Origin of the sequence: Nocardioides sp. GY 10127 (assembly GCF_004919085.1) — a bacterium.
Lineage (GTDB): Bacteria > Actinomycetota > Actinomycetes > Propionibacteriales > Nocardioidaceae > Nocardioides.
Genome location: NZ_STGL01000001.1, coordinates 178,066 through 192,854, shown reverse-complemented (window position 1 = coordinate 192,854; position 14,789 = coordinate 178,066). Strand labels below are relative to the sequence as shown.

Below are 14,789 nucleotides of genomic sequence, written 5' to 3'. Positions count from 1 at the left end.
CATGTCCACCGACGAGCTGACCCCGTCGGAGCGGTACGCCGCCTACCGGCGCACGCGCCAGCACCCCGTCCTCCACGACTTCGAGGCGCTCTACGAGTTCGGCCTGGACGGCTTCCAGGTCCGCGCCTGCGAGGAGATCGAGGAGGGGCGCGGCGTCCTCGTGGCGGCCCCGACCGGCTCGGGCAAGACCATCGTCGGCGAGTTCGCCATCCACCTGGCTCTCGCCACGGGGCGCAAGGCGTTCTACACGACGCCGATCAAGGCCCTGTCGAACCAGAAGTACGCCGACCTCGTGGAGCGCTACGGCCCCGACAAGGTCGGGCTGCTCACCGGCGACAACGTCGTCAACGGCGAGGCCGACGTGGTCGTGATGACCACCGAGGTCCTGCGCAACATGCTCTACGCCGACTCCCGCACGCTCGACCGCCTCGGCTTCGTGGTCATGGACGAGGTCCACTACCTCGCCGACCGCTCCCGCGGTGCCGTGTGGGAGGAGGTCATCATCCACCTCCCCGAGTCGGTGACGGTGGTGTCGCTGTCGGCCACCGTCTCCAACGCCGAGGAGTTCGGCGAGTGGCTGGCCACGGTCCGCGGCGAGACGACGACCATCGTCGAGGAGCGCCGGCCCGTCCCGCTGTTCCAGCACGTGATGGTGGGGCGCAGGCTCCTCGACCTCTTCGCCTCCTCCGACGTGGACGCTGCGGCGGGGTTCGTGAAGGAGGGCGCGCCCGTCAACGAAGAGCTCCTCAAGGTCGCGCGCGACGAGTGGGCTTCCGGACGCTTCAAGGACCGTCGCTCGCCCAAGGGCGCCGTCAAGGGCCGCGGCAAGACGCCCCGCACCGCCGGCGGCGCGCGTCAGATCGGCAACGGGCGCCGGGTCTGGATCCCGTCCCGCGTGGACGTCATCGACCGCCTCGACCGTGAGGGCCTGCTCCCCGCCATCGTCTTCGTCTTCAGCCGCGCCGGCTGCGCCGCCGCGGTCGACCAGTGCCTGGCCGCGAACGTCCGGCTCACCACGCCGGAGGAGCGCGACGAGATCGTCCGCTTCGTCGACTCCGCGTGCCGCCACCTCGACCCCGACGACCTCCACGTCCTCGGCTACCACGACTTCCTCGACGGTCTCTCCCGTGGCGTCGCGGCCCACCACGCCGGCATGCTGCCGGCGTTCAAGACCGTCGTCGAGGAGCTCTACCTCCGCGGCCTGTGCAAGGTCGTCTTCGCCACCGAGACCCTCGCGCTCGGCATCAACATGCCGGCGCGCACCGTGGTCATCGAGAAGCTGAGCAAGTGGAACGGCGAGACGCACGCCGACCTCTCCCCGGGGGAGTACACCCAGCTCGTCGGACGCGCCGGGCGCCGCGGGCTCGACACCGAGGGTCACGGGGTCGTCCTGTGGCAGCAGGGCATGGACCCGCGGGAGATCGCCGGTCTCGCCTCGACGCGTACCTACCCGCTGCGCAGCTCGTTCCGCCCGTCCTACAACATGGCCGTCAACCTGGTGAACCGGTTCGGCCGTGAGGCCTCCCGCGAGCTGCTCGAGCAGTCGTTCGCGCAGTTCCAGGCCGACCGTGCGGTCGTCGGGCTCGCCCGCCAGCTCCGCAAGGCCTCCGAGGCGTTGCAGGGCTACGCGGACGCCGCGACCTGCGACCGTGGCGACTTCATGGAGTACGCCGCGCTGCGCACCCGCATCAGTGACGTCGAGAAGGGCGCGAGCCGCGCCCGCCGGGAGGACCGGCGCGGCGAGGCCGCCGCGTCGCTCAAGCTGCTGCGCCCGGGCGACATCATCGAGGTGCCGCACGGCAAGTTCTCCGGGATGGCCGTCGTGCTCGACAACGGGTGGAGCCCCGAGGGTCCCCGGCCGCTCGTCCTCACCTCGGCCGGCCAGGCCCGCCGGCTGGCGATGATGGACTTCCCCGAGCCGGTCTCCGCACTGGCACGGCTGCGCGTGCCCAAGTCGTTCAACCACCGCGTCCCGCAGATGCGCCGCGACCTCGCGTCGGCCCTCCGGGCCCGCAGCCGCGACATCCCGCCGCCGGGCGTCGCCGGGCGTCCGGCACGCGGTGCGGGCGGTGGCACCGACGGCCGACCCAGCGCCTGGGAGCGCGAGGTCACCGCCCTGCGCGCCGAGCTCAAGGCCCACCCCTGCCACGAGTGCCCGGACCGAGAGGACCACGCCCGCTGGGCCGAGCGCTGGTTCAAGCTCGAGAAGGAGACGATCACCCTCCAGCGACGCGTCGAGAACCGCACCAACACGGTGGCACGCACGTTCGACAGGGTCTGCGAGCTCCTCGGCTCGCTCGGCTACCTCACCGACGACGGGGACGCCGTCACAGACGAGGGCGCCCACCTGATGCGGCTCTACTCCGAGATGGACCTCGTCGCCGCGGAGTGCCTGCGCCGTGGGGTCTGGACGGGCCTGTCGCCGTCGGGCCTGGCGGCCGCGCTCTCCACGCTCGTCTACGAGCAGCGCAAGCCGGACGACGCCGGCCCGCCGCGCCTGCCCGGCGGCGACGTCCGCGAGGCCATCGCCGCCACCGTCTCGGTCGCGGGGGAGCTCGAACGGCTGGAGCGGGAGCACCGGCTCGACTTCCTCCGGATGCCCGACCTCGGGTTCGCGTGGATCGCCTACCGCTGGTGCGAGGGCGACGACCTGGACGACGTCCTCGGCTCCTCGGACCTGCCCGCGGGCGACTTCGTGCGCTGGATGAAGCAGGTCCTCGACCTCGCCGGGCAGGTGGCGGACGCCGCGGGGGACACCCCGCTGCGGCGCACCGCCCGGCAGGTCACCGACCGGCTCAAGCGCGGTGTCGTGGCCATGTCGGGCGTGGCGGAGTAGCGCTCGGCCCCCGCTTCCGGCCCCGCTGGCGCAGCCGCTAGTGGGACCGGGGGCCGACCCGGCGCAGGGACGGATCGAGCAGCGTCAGGACGACGTTGAGCCCGGAGACCCCGACGAGGAACCACCCGAGCTCGTGCACGCCCGCCGTGTCCGCGCTCTGCCCGTAGAAGGCGCCGATGGCGGCCGAGGAGCCGATCGCACCGAGGTACAGGAAGGTGCGGAGGAGGCCGGCGGACGAGGCGATCCGCTCGGGGTCGGCCTGGTGGTAGAGCGCGTTCTGGTTGCCCAGGTTGAGCAGGCCCTGCGGGACGCCGAAGACGACGATCAGGACGACGAGGAACCAGATCGCGCTCTGCGAGCCGAGCACGAGCATGCCCACGGCACCGGCGAGCTGGAACGCCGCGCCGACGACCAGCTTGAGGTACACCTCGGGCCGCCGACCGGTCACCGCCGACACGACCAGGGCCGCACCGCTGAGCGGCAGCAGGAGGAGCCCCGTGACGCTGGCCGAGAGCCCACGTCCGTCCTCCAACCACTGCGTGAGGCCGTAGAGGACGCCGTACGAGGTCAGCCCGGTGAGCATCTGGCGCAGGTAGGTGAGCAGCAGCGGGCGGTTGCCGGCGAGCACCCGCACGTCGATGAACGGGTCGTCGTGCCGGCTCTCCCACCACACGAGGCCGGCTCCCGCCGCCAGGACCACGACGAGGAGCCACGCCGTCGCCGCCGAGGGGACCATCAGGACGACGAGGAGCGCGGCGAGCAGGGAGGCGAACAGGCCCACGCCGGGCAGGTCCAGGCGGAGCGGCGGACGCACGCCGTCGGGGTGACGCACGGCCGGGACCCGGGACCACCCGAGCGCCAGGACGAGCAGGGCCAGGGGGACGTTGAGGGCGAACGTCGCGCGCCAGCCGCCGAGGTCGATGAGGAGACCGCCGAGCGTCGGTCCGATGACGATCACCGTCTGACTCGAGAGCGTGAGCAGGGTCAGCACGGTGGCGGGGGAGTCGCGTCCGGTGCGCCGCGCCTCGCTGCGGATGAGGTACATCGCCGACGGGTAGCCGGCGCAGGTGCCGAGGCCGATGAGGACGCGGGCGACGACCAGCACGGCCAGGTCGGGGGAGAGCGTGCCGAGGAGCCCGCCCACGCCGACCAGGACGCCGCCCGTGAGGAACAGGGGCCGGGGGCCGACGACGTCCACGAGCCTGCCCACCACGGGCTGCCCGATCGCCGTGGCCAGGTAGAGCGCGGAGACGAGCCAGGCCGTCTGCGCCGTGGACGCGCCGAGCGCCGCGCCGATGGGGACCAGGGCGACGGCGATGATCGAGGAGTTGATCGGGTTGAGGATCGCCCCGAGCATCATCGGGGCCAGGAGCCTGGTGTCGAAGGAGTCGGCGAGACGTCCGGTCTCCTGGTGCCGCTCCCGCTGGTGCCGCTCCTGCTGCTCGACGGCCGTCACGCGAGGACCGCCCTCTCCAGGAGGCCGAGCACGCGGACGAGGTCGGCTGTCTCCTCGTCGTCCAGGGTGCTGCGCAGGGTGCTGACCAACCAGTCCTCGCGCTCGGTGCGCCGACGCTCCAGCCAGGCGCGGGCCTCGTCCGTGGGCGTCACCACCTGCCGGCGGCCGTCGTCCGGGTCCGGGGAGCGGCTGATCATGCCTGCCTGCTCCAGCGCGGCCAGGGTCGCGGCCATCGACTGCGGCCGCACCCGCTCGGCGGCGGCCAGGGCGGCCGCCGACGCGGGCCCGTCCTTGTCCAGTCGGCTCAGGACGGACGTCTGGGACGGGGTCAGCCCCGCCTCCTGGTGCGAACGGAGCCGCCGCCGCAGCCGACCCGTCACGGTCACCAGCAGTCGCGCCGCCACGACGGCGTCGTCGGTCGGGCCTGCTCCCTGGTCGGCTGCTCCCTGGTCGACTGGCTGTGCGGAGACCGGGGCAGCGGGAGACGTCATGCCTCCACCGTAGATCGTCAGTCCAAACTGATGAGGTTGGGCTGATGAAGTGGTGCGGGAGGCCGGGAGGCCGGAAGAAGCATCAGGTTTGGTCACCAACCTGGTGAAACCCCGCTCCTGGCATCAGGTTTGGTCACCAACGTGGTGAAAATCGGCCCCGGACATCAGGTTGGTGACCAAACCTGCGTCGGGGAGCTGAGGGGGCAGGGCGCCCCGGAGACGACGAACGGCCCCCGGCGCGGAGCCGGGAGCCGTCGGTGTCGCCTGGGGGGACGCCCCCACAGAGCTCAGCGCGCCAGCCCGGCCAGCGCCTCGGCGACGGTGTGCGGGCCATCCACCAGCTCGACCTGGACCCCGGCGGTCGACGGGTCGGCGAGGAGCGCAGCCAGCACCGCAGCGACGTCGGACCGACTGATCGAGCCGCGCTCGACAGTCTCGGCGAGCAGCACCCGGCCGGTCGGCGCGTCGTCCGTCAGGGTGGCGGGCCGCAGGATCGTCCAGGCGAGGTCGGAGGCGCGGAGAGCGGCGTCGGCGTCCCGCTTGGCCTCGACGTAGGCCCGCCAGACGGGCTTGGTGTCCTCGGGCAGCGGGTTGTCGGCGCCGATGGCAGACACCTGCACGAAGCGGTCGATCCCGGCCTTCTCAGCACCCGCGATCGACTTCAGCGAGCCCTCGAGGTCCACGGTGCGCTTCCGCTCGATGCTGCCGTCCGGACCGCCCCCCGCCGCGAACACCACGGCGGAGCACCCCTCGAAGGCGGCGGCGAAGTCGCCGGCGTCACTGTTCTCGATGTCGAGGAGGCGCACCTGCGCGCCGAGGTCCTCGAGCTCGGAGCGGTACTCCTCGCGGCGCACGAGGGCGACGGGCGTGTCGCCGCGCTCGGCGAGAAGGGGGATGAGCTGCTGGGCCACCTTGCCGTGGCCCCCGACGATCGCGATGGAGGTCATGCCTCGACCGTACGCACCGCCCGGGCCGTGCGGCTGGCCCTCCGGGGTGAGGCCGCGCGACCCCGCACGGCGTCCGTCACCCCTGGGCGGCCAGCACGCCGGTGAGTCGCTCCACCGGGGAGGACAGCCCGAACCTCTCGGTCAGCTCCTCGAGCGCGGCCGGGTCGGCGGGGGCGCCGGGGAGGGCGCCCAGGGACCGGTCGAGCGCCAGGTCACGGCGCACGGCCACCACGGTGGGGGCTACGTCGAGGTAGTCGGACGCCGCGAGCACCTTGGCGCGGACGCCGGCCGCCATCGTCACGGCGTCGTCGGCCGCGGCCGCCCGGACGGCGTCCAGCGTGCCGTGCTCCGCCAGGAGCTTGGCCGCGGTCTTCTCGCCGACCCCCTTGACGCCGGGCAGGCCGTCGGAGGTGTCGCCGCGCATGGTGGCGAAGTCGGCGTACTGCGCGGCAGTGACGTCGTACTTGGCGCGCACCCACTCCTCGTCGACGCGGTCGTGGTTCCCCACGCCCCGGGCGGTGTAGAGGACCCTGACGCCGAGCGAGTCGTCGACGAGCTGGAAGAGGTCGCGGTCGCCCGTCACCACGTCGACCGGCATCCCAGCCTCCGTGGCGAGCGTCCCGATGACGTCGTCCGCCTCCGCCTCGGGCGCGCCGATCACCGCGATCCCGAAGGCCGCCAGGACGTCGCGGATGATCGGGACCTGGACCTGCAACGGGTCAGGGACCTCCTCGACGTCCGCCCCGGCCGCGACCTCCTCCACGACCCGGTGGGCCTTGTACGTCGGGACGAGGTCCACCCGCCACTGCGGGCGCCAGTCGTCGTCCCAGCAGCACACCAAGTGCGTGGGGGAGTAGGTGTCGACCAGGCGGCTGATGAAGTCCAGCAGCCCGCGGACCGCGTTGACCGGGGTGCCGTCGGGCCCCTCCACCGGCGGCACCCCGAAGAAGGCGCGGAAGTACAGGGACGCGGTGTCGAGCAGCATCAGGCGGGGCTCACGGGTCACGGCGCCACCCTAGGCCGTGGCCTCGGGGCCGTCGCCCGTCGACGTCGCTCGGCGTCCGGCAGACGTCCTGACCGAGTCGCCTACTGGCTCACGTTTGGTCACCAACCCGGTGCCGGCAGCCCTCAGACGCAGGGTTGGTGACCAAACCTGGCCCGGATCCGCGACGCACAAGCCCCGCCAGGCCGTCCCAGTCGGCAAGACAACCGATCAGTAGGATCGGCGCCTCCTTTACGTTTACGTCGTGAGTCAGACGGCGGTCGAGGCGACCGACAGGAAGATCCTCCAGCTGCTCGCCACCGACGGCCGGATGTCCTACACCGACCTCGGCAAGGCGACCGGGCTGTCGACGTCCGCTGTCCACCAGCGGGTCAAGCGGCTCGAGCAGCGCGGACTGATCCAGGGGTACGGCGCCACGATCAACCACGCCGAGATCGGGCTGCCGCTCACGGCGCTCATCTCGATCCGTCCCATGGACCCCTCGGCGCCCGACGACTGCCCCGAGCGGCTGGCGCACATCCCCGAGATCGAGTCGTGCTGGTCGGTGGCGGGGGAGGAGTCCTACGTCCTCAAGGTCCGCTCCACGACGCCCGCCGCGCTCGAGGAGCTCCTCGCCCGTATCCGGCACGCCGCCGACGTCTCCACGCGGACGACGATCGTCCTCACCACCTACTACGAGAACCGGCCCGTCACAGGCGCGTGAGCGTGACGGTGAGGCTCTCCTCCACCAGGACGTAGCCCAGCGACTCGTACAGCCCGCGGGCCACGACGTTGTCGCCGAACACGTTCAGTCCCAGGGCGCTGAGACCCTGCTCCGTGCACCACTGGGCCGCGGCCCTCATCGCCGCCCGGCCGACCCCTCGCCCGCGGTGGGACTCGTCCACGCGGATCTCGTAGACGAAGGCGCCCGGCGGCTCGACCGCGACCCACAGCTCCGCGGCCGGCGCGTCGTCGGCGAGGACGGTCCAGAAGGACTGGCCCTGCGTCGCCCGGCCGCCCGGCAGCAACGCCCGCAGCTGGGACTCCGCCTCCTGCTGCACCTCGCCCGGGTCGCGGGTGGGGTCCGAGGCGCGCCGGCTCTCGACGTACTCGCGGCTGGAGCGGGCGAAGAACGAGTCGAACTCGGGCTCGGTCATGGCGCGCAGCCTCACGTCCGCGCCGGCCGCGCCGGCCGTGGCGTCGCTGGCGCCCCTGGGCTCCGGCAGCGGGAGCACCCGCCGCTGCGAGGCGAGGTGCGCCGGCCCGGCGGCACGCCAGGCCGCGTGCGTGTCGTCGCCGGGCACGAGGACGAGCTCCATCTCCGTCACGCCGTCGGCGGCCGCCGTCCTCTCGACGAGGTCGCGCAGGTCGGCCGTGCGGTCCGGGGTGACCAGGCTCGCGTCGACGAGCCCCAGCCGCTCCCGGGACAGGCGCGTGAGCCAGACCCAGCCGATCGGGAAGCCGTCGTCGCTGACCAGGTGCAGCGCCTGCTGCGGCCCCGGCCCACCGTCCGGTAGCAGCACCTCCAGCGCGGCGCGGGTGCGGGCGTCGGCGACCGGTGCGAAGAGCTCCGGCTCGCCGGTGAAGGCGAGCTCCCGCAGCCGGAACCTGCGCTCGGTCACGATCTCCCGCCAGCGCGGGAGGTCGGCGTCCGGGAAGCGACTCAGGCTCAGCACGCCCCCATCCTGCCCCCGGGGCCCGAGGGGCGTGCCCTCACAGTGACCTCACCAGGCCTGGAGCGCCGCCGTCCGACGCGAGGCCTCGGCCGCCTCCGCTGCGCTGAGCGCCGCCTCGTCCAGCCCGCCGTTCTCGGCCCACCACCGCTGGCCGGCCTCGGGCAGCGTGTGGATCGGGTCGTAGTAGGTGTAGGTGCGCTGCAGCGCCTCGGCGTCCTCCGCCTCGATGGACGTGCGGTAGTTCTTCGTCCAGAACGAGATGCCGCGCTCGCGGTCGTAGTCGGTGAGCTGGTGCACCCACCGCTTGCCCACGAACGGGACGTCGCAGACGATCCGCGGCGTCGCGAAGCCGGGCAGGTAGCCCATGATGTGGTGCTGGAGGCGCTGGGCGTCCGCCACGGAGACCCGCCAGTGCTCGCTGAACGGGATCATGTCGCACATGTAGAAGTAGTAGGGCATGACCTGGGCGCCGTCGAGCAGGGCGAAGCAGAGGTCGAGCAGGGCGTGCGGGTCGGCGTTGACGCCGTTGAGGAGCACTCCCTGGTTGCGGACGTCGCGCACGCCGGCGTCCAGCATGGCGGCCGCGGCGTCGGCCACCAGCGGCGTCACCGACTGGGCGTGGTTGGCGTGCGTGTGGATCGCCAGCGACACCCCGTTGCGCCGCGCCTGGGCGGCGACCCGACCGACTCCGTCCACGACGTCCGGCTGGAGCCAGTGCTGCGGCATGCCCACCAGCGCCTTCGTGGCCAGCCGGATGTCCCGCACGTTCTCGATCTCGAGGAGCTCGGACAGGAAGGCCTCCAGCCGCGGCCACGGCATGTTCGCCACGTCCCCGCCGGAGACCACGACGTCACGCACCGACGGCGTGGCCCGGAGGTAGTCGAGCATGGCCGTGAGCCGGTCGTTCGGCTTGCCGACCAGCTTGAGCTTCTCCACCGTCGGGGTGGAGTTGCCGACGAGGTCCATGCGGGTGCAGTGCCCGCAGTACTGGGGGCAGGTCGGCAGGAGCTCGGCGAGCACCTTGGTCGGGTAGCGGTGCGTGAGCCCCTCGACCGCCCACATCTCGTGCTCGTGGAGGCTGTCCCGGGTGGCGTGGGGGTGGCTCGGCCAGTCGGTGCGCCGGTCCGAGAAGACGGGGAGCATGTAGCGCCGCACCGGGTCGACGTAGAAGGCGTCGGTGAGGCTGCCCGGGCCGCGCGGCGTCACGTGCGGCGCCATGGTGTTGAGCATCTGGGGCGGGACCAGCATCGACATCGTCGCGCGCTCGTTCTGGTCGCGCTCGAGGTCGGCGTAGAAGCGCTCGTCCACCAGGTCGCCCAGGACCTCGCGAAGCTGCTTGAGGTTCTTGACGCAGTGCGAGCGCTGCCACTGCACCGACTCCCACTCGCCGGCGGTGACGTCACGCCAGCCGGGGAAGCGGGTCCAGTCGGGCTCGACGAGCTCGGGGCGTCGGTACTGGTACGGCTGACCGGTCTCCTGCTCGACCAGGCTCGCAATGGAGGTCTCGATGCTCATGGAGCGACGGTGACAGAAATCTTTCGGCCTGTCACGTCTCTGACGAGAGATTCTTCCGCATCGCTGTGTGGAGTGGCAGGGTTGATCGGCTCGTCGGCCGGTGGGCGTCTTCCTCACGTTTGGTCACCAACCCGTGCTTCAGCGGCCCAGAAGTCACCGTTGGTGACCAAACGTGCAGTACCGGGGCGGCCGCTGCCGACGTCCCTCACCCGGCAGGCCGCCGAGTCCTACCCCGCCGCCACCACTCCACGTTTGGTCACCAACCCGTGCCTCAGCGGCCCAGGAGTCACCGTTGGTGACCAAACCTGGGACCAAGACACCCCGGAACCCCGGCACCGCCGGTCAGCCGATGGACGCCAGAGCAGCCAGGACGGCGGGGTGCGAAGGAGCCAGGTCGTAACGCAGCGTGAACGCGGCGAGCACCACGTCCCGGGTCGGGGGGAGGGCGGAGTCGCCCAGGGGAGCGCACATCAGTCGCAGGCGCGGCGCGTGGCCGGCGAGGTCGTCGCCGTGCGGCGGGGCGTAGTCGGTGACGGGGAGCAGGACGCCGCCGTTGCGTTCGTAGAACCGGATGCGCCGCCGGTGCTCGTCCACCTCGTGGGCGTGGAGCCCGGGCTCGTCGGGGTCCTCGACGTCCCAGACGAGCAGGGAGCCGCCCTCCGCGGCGAGGACGCGGCGCAGGTCCGCGAACATCGCCGAGCCGACACCACCGCCCCGCGCCCCGACCGCGTAGTAGCGGAGGAAGGTCCAGCCGGTGCCGCCGAGGGCGCGCACCAGCGCCAGGCCCTCCGGCTCGCCGGCGGGGGAGACCCGCACCAGGAGCCGGTCCACGAGCAGCGCGTCGAAGTCGGCCCGCAGCTCGGCGGGGAAGGCGTCCTCGTAGATCGCCCGGACCGCGCCCACCTGCTCCACCGACAGCGAGGAGACCTCACGCAGCACAGCGGCATCGGGAGACGTCATGCCTCGTGCACCACCTCTCCGCCGAGCAGGGTGGCCAGCACCCGGACGTCCCGGAGGCCCTCCGGGTCGACGGTGGCCGGGTCGTCCGAGAGGACGGCCAGGTCGGCCACGAACCCCGGCGCCACGAGGCCCCGCGTGTCCTCCTGCCCCGAGGCGTAGGCGGATCCGTGGGTGTAGGCCACGAGCGCCTCCAGCCCGGTGACGGCCTCCTCGGGGCCGATCGCGGCTCCCGACTCCGTCCGCCGGTTCACCATGTCGTGCATCCCGAGCAGGGGAGCGCCGGCCACGACGGGACGGTCGGACGAGCCGACCAGCGGGAGCCCGGCGTCCAGCAGCGAACGCCCGCGGTAGGCCCAGCCCGCCCGCTCCGGCCCCAGCGCCCGGAGCATGCCGTCACCGATCTCCCCGACGAAGCGCCCCTGGGGCACCGGCACCACGCCCAGCGCCGCCGCCCGGACGACCTGGTCCGGGCGCGCCACGCCGAAGTGCTCGATCCGGTGCCGCACTCCCGGGCGCGGCGCGACCCGCTGCGCGAGCTCCACCGCGTCCAGGACGAGGTCGATGGCCGCGTCCCCGATGGCGTGCGTGGCCACCCGCCACCCGGCGCGGTGCGCGGCCACGATGCGGCCGACGATCGCGTCCCGGTCCGACTGGAGGTAGCCCTTCACCCCGGGGGTGTCGGAGAAGTCCTCCGTCATCGCGCAGGTGTGCCCGATGAGCGAGCCGTCCGAGAAGACCTTCACCGGCCCCAGCGAGAGCCGGTCGTCGCCCAGGCCGGAGCGGATGCCGAGATCCAGCCCGAGGCCCAGCCCCGGCCCGAAGCCGTCGTCCGCGTGCGCCGGCACCTCGTGCAGGACGTCGGAGGCGACCATCAGCTCCACCCGCACCGGCAGCCGACCGGCGTCCCGCGCGGCCTGGTAGGCGGCCACCTCCACCGGCGACTTCCCGATCCACCCGCCGCCGACCCCGGCCTCCACCACCGAGGTCAGCCCCTCGGCGAGGTACGCCCGGCCCGCCCGCTCCACCGCGTCGACCAACGTATCGACCGGGTAGGGCAGCACCAGGTCCGAGAGCAGCGACTGCGCGGTCTCCTGCAGCAGCCCCGTCGGTCGCCCGGCCGCGTCGCAGACCACCAGTCCGCCGGCCACCTCCCGAGGAGCGTCCGCCAGACCCAGGTCGCCCAACACCGCCGAGCTCACCACGCACATGTGGCCGCTGGTGTGCTTGAGCCACACCCGCCGGCCCCCGGCGGCCCGGTCGAGCCCGTCGCGGTCCGGGTGGGCGCCGACCTTGTTCTCGTCGTACCCCGCGCCCACCACCCAGGCGTCGGCCGGCAGCCCGGCGGCGCGCTCGGCCACGGCCGCGTAGAGGTCGTCGAGGGTCGGCACCCGCAGGTCGACCTCCTGCAGCGACAGCCCGTACCACGCCATGTGGTTGTGCGCGTCGTGGAAGCCGGGCACCACCACGGCACCGTCGAGGTCCAGGACGCGCCGGGCGGGGACGTCCTCGTCGACCGCGAGCACCCGCCCGCGCCAGAGCGCGACGGACGACGCCGTCCCGGTGTGCCCGGGCCCGGTGAGCGTCCGCACGCGCGCGCCGCGGATCAGCAGGTCCGCCCGGAAGCCCGTGCTCACGCCGTCACCTCCACGGCCTCGCGCGCGACGACGCCGGCGAGGTCGCCCGCGCGCAGCAGCCCCTTCTCCACACGCTGGGAGGCGGTGAGCGGGAGGTCCTCGCGCGGGACCCACCAGCGCGGCACCTTGAACGGCGCGAGCCGCTCCGCGCACCACGCCCGCAGCTCGGTGGGGGCCACGCCGGGCGCCACCACGAACGCGCACACCTCCTCGCCGCGCAGGTCGTCGGGCACGCCCACGACAGCGGCGAGCCGCACGCCGGGATGCGCCAGGAGGGTCTCCTCCACCTCGACCGCCGCCACGTTCTCGCCCGAGCGCCGGATCATGTCCTTGAGCCGCCCGGAGAGGTAGAATCGGCCCGCGGCGTCCTGCCTCGCGAGGTCCCCGGTGGGGAACCAGCCGTCCGCGTCGAAGGGCGACGGCAGTCCCAGGTACCCGGTCATCATCCCCGGCCCGCGCAGCAGCAGCTGACCCTGCTCGTCCAGCCGGGCCTCCCGGTGGGCCGCGGGACGCCCCAGGCAGCCGGTCCCGACCAGCTCGTCGTGCTCGTCGGCCTCCACCCGGAGGTCGGCGCCCGTCTCGGTCATCCCGAACGCCTCGTACCAGCCGACGCCCCACCGCTCCTCGAGCTCGGCGTGCAGCGCCGGCGGGATGGCCGAGCACTGGACGGCCCGCACGCGGTGCGTGCGGTCGGCCGGGTCCGCCGGCATCCGCAGCAGCAGCGTCGGCATCGACGCCAGGCAGTAGAAGTAGGTCACCTCGTGCTCGCGCACCTTCGCCCAGAAGGACGAGGGGTGGAAGCCGTCCAGGGCGACCAGCCGCGCCCGGGCCATGAGCGCCGCCACGACGTTCCACTGGGGGTCGACGTAGTGGAAGGGCTGCGCGGTGAGCAGGACGTCGTCCGCGGTGAGCCGGGGGAAGCCGGTGAGCATGGAGGCGCCCAGCGTCGTCCAGTAGCGGTGCGTCAGCACGCACCCCTTGGGCCGACCCGTCGTCCCCGACGTGTACTGCACGTTCACCACCGCGTCCGGGTCCGTCGCCGGCTGCTCCCACGCCCGCGCGGCCTCCGCGAGCACCTCAGCGGGGATCTCCGCAGGGTCCAGGACGTCGGCCGCGCCGGCCTCGCGCAGGAGGTCGGCGTGCTCCGCGCCGGCCAGGACCAGCCGCGCCTCGGCGTCAGCGAGCACGTGGGCGGCGTCGGCGGCGCGGTAGCGGACGTTGAGCGGGACGGCGGCGGCCCCCAGTCGCTGCAGCGCGAGCCACGCGGCGGGCATCCACGGCGAGTTGCCGAGCATGAGCCCCACCCGGTGCCCGGCCGCCACCCCGCGGCGGCGCAGCGTCTCGGCGATCCCGGCACTCACCTCGGCCACACGGGCGTAGGTCCAGCGCTCGACCCCGTGCTCGGGCAGGTCGAAGACCCAGGCGTCGTCGTCGGGGCGTTCCACTGCCGCCGCGAGCAGGTGGTCGACGAGCGTCGCGTCGGTCGGGCTCGGCTCAGGCACGGGTGAACTCCTGCCGGGGCGCGGCGTTCTCGCCCGAGAGCGCGGTGAGCATCGCGTGCTCGACCTCCGTGGCCATCGACTGCTCGATCGCGGCGTCCACGCCGGCGTCCAGCACCCGCTTCGCCAGGGAGGTGGACAGCCGCGGGCGGGCAGCCATCCGGCGGGCCAGGTCGAGGGCCACGTCCTCGTGCGTGCCGGACGGGACGGCGCGGGCGACCATGCCCATCGCCGCTGCCTGGGCACCCGTCACGTGCTCGCCGAGCAGCAGCAGCTCCTTGGCCCGGGCCCAGCCGACGAGCGCGGGCAGGAGGGTCGAGATGCCACCGGTCACCGAGAGCCCGACGCCCACCTCGGGGAAGCCGAACCTGGACTCCTCGTCCGCCACCACGACGTCGCAGGCCAGCGCGAACTCGCACCCGGCGCCGAGCGCGTAGCCGTGCACGGCCGCGATCACCGGGCCGGGGAAGCGACGCACCAGCCGGGTCACCTCCTGGATCTCCTCCAGCCGGGCCCGGGTCTGCCAGGGCTGCTCGAGCGGGGGCTCCTCCTTGAGGTCGTGACCGGCGCAGAAGGCGCGGCCGCGGCCGGCCAGCACCACGGCCGAGGCCTCGTCGGCCGCCGCCCGGCGCAGCGCGTCCACCAGGGCGGGGGTGAGGTGGGCGTCCACGGCGTTCAACCGGTGGGGCCGGTTGAGGTGGAGGCGGGCCACGTCGCCCTCGAGCGCGTACTCCACCAGGGGAGCGGCGGCGGGGTCCTGCCCGCTCGGGAGCGGCTGGTCGGTCATCTTCGG

General features: G+C 73.5%; 12 protein-coding genes. 2 read left to right on the top strand and 10 right to left on the bottom strand.

Going from position 1 to position 14,789, the window contains the following annotated elements; genetic code table 11:
* Position 1: 1 nt before the first annotated feature.
* Positions 2 to 2,836 carry a DEAD/DEAH box helicase gene (locus E8D37_RS00820; protein ID WP_136567855.1) on the top strand — a complete coding sequence of 945 codons (2,835 nt, stop codon included), beginning with the start codon at positions 2 to 4 and terminating at the stop codon, positions 2,834 to 2,836.
* Positions 2,837 to 2,873: 37 nt separating this feature from the next.
* Here the strand turns inward: E8D37_RS00820 and E8D37_RS00815 are convergent, their stop codons facing one another.
* From E8D37_RS00815 to E8D37_RS00800, 4 genes are all read right to left on the bottom strand, one after another.
* Positions 2,874 to 4,292, bottom strand: a complete 1,419-nt coding sequence (locus E8D37_RS00815; protein WP_206055501.1) for an MFS transporter — start codon at positions 4,290 to 4,292, stop codon at positions 2,874 to 2,876.
* Complete coding sequence (locus E8D37_RS00810; RefSeq protein WP_136567854.1) at positions 4,289 to 4,783, bottom strand: MarR family transcriptional regulator; 495 nt, start codon at positions 4,781 to 4,783, stop codon at positions 4,289 to 4,291. The genes E8D37_RS00815 and E8D37_RS00810 overlap by 4 nt, the downstream gene beginning before the upstream one ends.
* Before the next feature lie 287 nt (positions 4,784 to 5,070).
* Positions 5,071 to 5,730, bottom strand: a complete 660-nt coding sequence (locus E8D37_RS00805) for an SDR family oxidoreductase (RefSeq protein ID WP_136567853.1) — start codon at positions 5,728 to 5,730, stop codon at positions 5,071 to 5,073.
* 76 nt (positions 5,731 to 5,806) lie between these two features.
* Entirely contained in the window at positions 5,807 to 6,736 is a 930-nt protein-coding gene (locus E8D37_RS00800) for a 5'-3' exonuclease H3TH domain-containing protein (RefSeq protein WP_346763573.1), read from the bottom strand.
* A gap of 241 nt (positions 6,737 to 6,977) precedes the next feature.
* On the opposite strand from E8D37_RS00800, the gene E8D37_RS00795 reads away from it, so the two are divergent.
* Positions 6,978 to 7,436 carry an Lrp/AsnC family transcriptional regulator gene (locus tag E8D37_RS00795; RefSeq protein WP_136567852.1) on the top strand — a complete coding sequence of 153 codons (459 nt, stop codon included), beginning with the start codon at positions 6,978 to 6,980 and terminating at the stop codon, positions 7,434 to 7,436.
* Here E8D37_RS00795 and E8D37_RS00790 read toward each other — a convergent pair.
* The 6 genes from E8D37_RS00790 to E8D37_RS00765 form a co-directional block, all read right to left on the bottom strand.
* A complete protein-coding gene (locus tag E8D37_RS00790) occupies positions 7,423 to 8,388 on the bottom strand; it encodes a GNAT family N-acetyltransferase (protein WP_136567851.1) in 966 nt (321 codons plus the stop codon). The two genes, E8D37_RS00795 and E8D37_RS00790, sit on opposite strands and share 14 nt — an antisense overlap.
* Before the next feature lie 48 nt (positions 8,389 to 8,436).
* Positions 8,437 to 9,903 carry a lysine 2,3-aminomutase gene (locus E8D37_RS00785; RefSeq protein WP_136567850.1) on the bottom strand — a complete coding sequence of 489 codons (1,467 nt, stop codon included), beginning with the start codon at positions 9,901 to 9,903 and terminating at the stop codon, positions 8,437 to 8,439.
* A gap of 342 nt (positions 9,904 to 10,245) precedes the next feature.
* Positions 10,246 to 10,863 carry a hypothetical protein gene (locus E8D37_RS00780; protein ID WP_136567849.1) on the bottom strand — a complete coding sequence of 206 codons (618 nt, stop codon included), beginning with the start codon at positions 10,861 to 10,863 and terminating at the stop codon, positions 10,246 to 10,248.
* Positions 10,860 to 12,497: an amidohydrolase gene (locus tag E8D37_RS00775; RefSeq protein WP_240770104.1), complete on the bottom strand. Its 1,638-nt coding sequence runs from the start codon at positions 12,495 to 12,497 to the stop codon at positions 10,860 to 10,862. Before E8D37_RS00775 ends, E8D37_RS00780 begins: the two co-directional genes overlap by 4 nt.
* Entirely contained in the window at positions 12,494 to 13,999 is a 1,506-nt protein-coding gene (locus E8D37_RS00770) for an AMP-binding protein (RefSeq protein ID WP_206055500.1), read from the bottom strand. Before E8D37_RS00770 ends, E8D37_RS00775 begins: the two co-directional genes overlap by 4 nt.
* Positions 13,992 to 14,783: an enoyl-CoA hydratase/isomerase family protein gene (locus tag E8D37_RS00765; protein ID WP_136567848.1), complete on the bottom strand. Its 792-nt coding sequence runs from the start codon at positions 14,781 to 14,783 to the stop codon at positions 13,992 to 13,994. Before E8D37_RS00765 ends, E8D37_RS00770 begins: the two co-directional genes overlap by 8 nt.
* Positions 14,784 to 14,789 lie beyond the last annotated feature (6 nt).

Excerpts from the sequence above, each read along its gene's own strand:
- E8D37_RS00820 (WP_136567855.1), top strand. The coding sequence starts at position 2 with ATGTCCACCGACGAGCTGACCCCGTCGGAGCGGTACGCCGCCTACCGG.
- E8D37_RS00810 (WP_136567854.1), bottom strand. The coding sequence starts at position 4,783 with ATGACGTCTCCCGCTGCCCCGGTCTCCGCACAGCCAGTCGACCAGGGA.
- E8D37_RS00805 (WP_136567853.1), bottom strand. The coding sequence starts at position 5,730 with ATGACCTCCATCGCGATCGTCGGGGGCCACGGCAAGGTGGCCCAGCAG.
- E8D37_RS00785 (WP_136567850.1), bottom strand. The coding sequence starts at position 9,903 with ATGAGCATCGAGACCTCCATTGCGAGCCTGGTCGAGCAGGAGACCGGT.
- E8D37_RS00780 (WP_136567849.1), bottom strand. The coding sequence starts at position 10,863 with ATGACGTCTCCCGATGCCGCTGTGCTGCGTGAGGTCTCCTCGCTGTCG.
- E8D37_RS00765 (WP_136567848.1), bottom strand. The coding sequence starts at position 14,783 with ATGACCGACCAGCCGCTCCCGAGCGGGCAGGACCCCGCCGCCGCTCCC.